The following is a 3916-nucleotide window of genomic DNA, read 5'->3' as shown; positions in this document are numbered from 1 at the left end:
AAGAGCAGCATGACCCCTGGCATTCTCAATCATGGCACCGACGCCCTACCTCTCCCTTGCGGCGAGGTCGGACCGCAGGTTCGGGGGGGGGGCCGGCGCCGCACCCCCACCCCGCTGCTGCGCAGCGACCCTCCCCACAAGGGGGAGGGTAAGGGGCGGCGCCATCCTTCGCCATGACACCATATGGATCAGAGGCTGGACATCGTGACCTCTCATCGTCTCTCATCCGGCGGTCTCATCGACCGTTCCACCCCCCTCACCTTCCGCTTCGACGGCACGACATTTTCCGGCTTCCAGGGCGACACGCTGGCGTCGGCGCTGGTCGCCAATGGCGTCAAGCTGGTCGGCCGCTCGTTCAAATACCATCGTCCGCGCGGCATTCTGACTGCGGGCTCGGAAGAACCCAACGCGCTGGTCGAACTGCGCACCGGCGCACGGCGCGAGGCCAACACCAAGGCCACGACGGCCGAACTCTATGAAGGCCTCGAAGCGGCCAGCCAGAACCGCTGGCCGTCGCTGCGCCACGATGTGATGTCGGTGAACCAGCTGTTCGCACCGATCTTCGTCGCCGGCTTCTACTACAAAACCTTCATGTGGCCGGCAAAATTCTGGGAAATGGTCTACGAGCCGGCGATCCGACGCGCCGCGGGTCTGGGTCGCGCGGCGGTCACCCCCGATCCGGATCACTACGACAAGGCCTGGGCGCATTGCGATGTGGTGATCGCCGGCTCCGGTCCGGCCGGTCTCGCCGCCGCACTCGCTGCAGGCCGCAGCGGTGCGCGCGTCATCCTGTGCGAAGAAGATTTTGCGCCCGGCGGCCGTCTGTTGTCGGATGGCGGCACGATCGACGGTCTGCCGGCCGCGGAGTGGCTGTCGCGCACACTGGCCGAGCTCAGCTCGATGCCGGATGTCCGCATCATGACCCGCACGACCCTGTTCGGCGTCTATGACGGCGGTACCTATGGCGCGATCGAGCGGGTCAACGATCATCTGCCGGTGCCGCCCGAGCATCAGGTGCGCCAGCGCCTGTGGCGCATCGTGGCCAAGCGCTGCGTCGTCGCCGCCGGCGCGATTGAGCGTCCCATCGTCTTTGCCGGCAATGACACGCCCGGCGTGATGATGGCGTCCGCCATCCGCACCTACGTCACACGTTATGCGGCGACGCCGGCAAAGCGGATCGCGCTGTTCACCAACAATGAGGATGGCTGGCGCACGGTCGAGACGGCACTCGGCGCCGGGCTGCAGATCGCGGCGGTGATCGACGCGCGGCCTGACGTCTCGCCTGCCCATCGTTCTCTCGCTTCCAGGAACGGCTTCACCGTGCTGCATGGTTCGGTCAGCGGCGTCGACGGCGGCAAGGACGGCGTAAGAAAAATAGCGGTGTCGCTGACCGGCGGCGCGCGCGCCGAGGTCGAGGCCGACGGGCTTGCCGTTTCCGGCGGCTGGAATCCGGCGGTCGGGCTCACCTCTTACCATCGCGGCCGGCCGAAATGGCGAGACGACATCGCCGCCTTCGTGCCGGACGGCGCGCCGCCCGGTATGGTCGCCGCAGGTGCGGCTAACGGCGACTTCGGGCTAGGCGCCTGCCTGCGCGCAGGTTTCGAGGCCGGCGCCGCAGCGGCGCGGGACGCGGGACGCAATGGCAATCCGGGCTCTGCAGCTGTTGCCGGCGACGAGTCCTTCTCACTGACCCCGCTCTGGCACGTCGCCGGCAAAGGCAAGGCCTTTGTAGACCAGCAGCATGACGTCACCGCGTCCGACATCGAGCTGGCGCAGCGCGAGGGTTTTGAATCGGTCGAGCATCTGAAGCGCTACACCACGCTCGGCATGGCGACCGACCAGGGCAAGACGTCCAATGTCGCCGGCCTCGCCATCATGGCGGCGGTGTCGGGCAAATCCATTCCCGAGACGGGCACGACCATCTATCGCCCGCCCTACGTGCCGGTCGCCATCGGCGCCTTTGCCGGCCACCATCGCGACGAAAATTTCCATGCGACGCGGCTGACGCCGTCGCATCACTGGGCGGCCGAACAGGGCGCGATCTTTGTCGACACCGGCCTGTGGAAGCGCGCGCAATGGTATCCGCGCGCCGGCGAGAAAGACTGGCTGGAATCGGTCACCCGCGAGGTCAAGGCGGTGCGCGGCGGCGTCGGCTTCTGCGATGTGTCGACGCTGGGCAAGATCGATGTGCACGGCCCCGATGCCGGCGCCTTCCTCGACCGCGTCTACATCAACACCTTCTCAAACCTTGCCGTGGGAAAAGCCCGCTACGGGCTGATGCTGCGCGAGGACGGCCTCGTCTATGATGACGGCACGACCTCGCGGCTGGCCGATGACCATTATTTCCTCACCACGACCACGGCGAAGGCCGGGCTGGTGATGCAGCATCTCGAATTCTGCCGGCAGGTGCTATTCCCCGAACTCGACGTGCAACTGACCTCGGTCTCCGACCAGTGGGCGCAATTCTCGATTGCCGGGCCAAGGACGCGAGACCTGTTGAAGGAAATCGTCGACCCTGCCGAGGACCTTTCGAACGAAGGTTTTCCATTCATGGGCGTGCGCGAAGTCGCTTTGCGCGGCGGCATCAAGGCGCGGCTGTTCCGCATCTCCTTCTCCGGCGAGATGGCGTTCGAGATTTCGGTGCCGGCGCGTTACGGTGAAGCGATGGCACGCAATTTGATGCTGGCGGGAAAACCGTTCGGCGTGACGCCGTATGGCACAGAAGCCCTCGGCGTCATGCGCGTTGAAAAGGGCCATGTCGCCGGACCGGAACTGAGCGGCACGACGACCGCCGCCGATCTCGGTCTCGGCAAGATGATGTCGACCAAGAAGGATTTCATCGGTCGCGTCATGGCCGGCCGCGAGGCGCTGGTGGCGCCGGACCGGCAGGTCGTGGTCGGCATCAAGCCGGTCGACAAGGCGCGCCGCCTGCGCTCCGGCGCGCACATCATCCCGAAGGGCCAGACGCCCGGGCCTGATAACGACCAGGGCTACGTCACCTCGGTCTGCTTCTCGCCGACGCTCGACCAGTGGATCGGTCTCGGCCTTGTCGAGCGCGGCCGCGAACGCATCGGCGAGATCGTCCACGCGCATGATCCGCTGCGCGGTGAAGACTACGATGTCGAACTCTGCAATCCCGTCTTCTACGATCCCGATGGAGGGCGCCAGCGTGGCTGACTTTTTCTGGGATGTTCGCAGCCCGCTCGAGCGCGCGCTCGCTCCTGGCGCTTGCGGCCCGCAAGGCGATGCCGGTGTGTCGCTGACCGAGATCCGCAATTTCGACCTCGTCCAGGTGATGGCACGGCGCGGCAAGGCGGGTGATTTGGCCGAGGCCGCGAACGCTCGTTTCGGCGTCGCGGCTCCGGAAACGCCGAAGGCAATTGGCACCGCTGATGCGACGCTGATCTGGTCGGGACCGGATCAGTTTTTTGTCCTGTCGAAGGGTGGCAGGACTGAGGTGCTCGCTCAGACCTTTGCATCTTCCGCTTCGCTATCCGACCAATCGCATGCACGCGTGCTGATCAGCATCTGCGGCCTCAAGGCGCGCGCCATGCTGGCGAAACTGTCGTCGATTGATTTGCATCCCGATGCGTTTCCGGTTGGCGCTGCTGCCGCGACCTCGATGGATCACACCAGCGTCACGCTCTGGCGTGGTGGTGACAAGGCGGATGGGCAGGCGGTGTTCAACCTCCTGGTGTTTGCGACGTTTGCCGAAAGTCTGTGGCACACGATGTTGGATTCGGCTGCGGAGTATGGTGTGGCTATCGGGCATTCCGAGGAGCTTTAGCTCGATAGTTTCAGATGTTGGCGCCGCCCCTCATTCCCCTGCCGGTGTCCAGCCGATAGATGGGTAACACTTTGAACCGGATACATAGGTGACACTTCTCTCCCCCTATGCGTCCGCCGCAGCGCCAAG

Annotated in this window: 2 protein-coding genes; both read left to right on the top strand. The window is 65.4% G+C overall.

Going from position 1 to position 3916, the window contains the following annotated elements:
* Positions 1 to 183: 183 nt before the first annotated feature.
* The gene (locus NKJ78_RS30665; RefSeq protein WP_031253312.1) at positions 184 to 3177 is read left to right on the top strand and encodes a sarcosine oxidase subunit alpha; all 2994 of its coding nucleotides are present in this window, start codon (positions 184 to 186) and stop codon (positions 3175 to 3177) included.
* Entirely contained in the window at positions 3155 to 3787 is a 633-nt protein-coding gene (locus NKJ78_RS30660; protein ID WP_352460078.1) for a sarcosine oxidase subunit gamma, read from the top strand. The genes NKJ78_RS30665 and NKJ78_RS30660 overlap by 23 nt, the downstream gene beginning before the upstream one ends.
* Positions 3788 to 3916: the final 129 nt, after the last annotated feature.

It is taken from the genome of Mesorhizobium sp. M0037, from assembly GCF_040323635.1.
GTDB lineage: Bacteria > Pseudomonadota > Alphaproteobacteria > Rhizobiales > Rhizobiaceae > Mesorhizobium.
This window is presented reverse-complemented; position numbering and strand designations above follow the sequence as displayed.